Origin of the sequence: Mesorhizobium sp. M8A.F.Ca.ET.161.01.1.1 (assembly GCF_004792105.1) — a bacterium.
Taxonomy (GTDB): Bacteria; Pseudomonadota; Alphaproteobacteria; order Rhizobiales; family Rhizobiaceae; genus Mesorhizobium.
Genome location: NZ_SRTD01000488.1, coordinates 1 through 283, shown reverse-complemented (window position 1 = coordinate 283; position 283 = coordinate 1). Strand labels below are relative to the sequence as shown.

General features: G+C 69.3%; 1 pseudogene. It reads right to left on the bottom strand.

Annotated elements, in window-relative coordinates:
- Positions 1-283: pseudogene (locus tag EN804_RS36680) on the bottom strand (hypothetical protein); the annotation flags it as partial.

Below are 283 nucleotides of genomic sequence, written 5' to 3'. Positions count from 1 at the left end.
TGGTGTTGGCCAGCACGTCGATGATGTCGTCCAGCTTCTGATCTTCGATGCGCTGGTGGCTGATGATGCTGAGCGACTGCGGGATCTCGCGCGGCGCCAGGTCGAAGCGGGTACCGGCCGAGGTGCGGCGCACCGAATAGCCTTCGGCGCGTTCGCCCTTGACCACGACCTTGTCCAGCGTGGTCGGGTCGGCGGCGGTGTCGGCGAAGGCGGCCGGGGCCACGCTGCAGAGCACGGCGAGCACGGCAACGGACAGCCGCTGCGGCTGCGGGATACGGAGGGC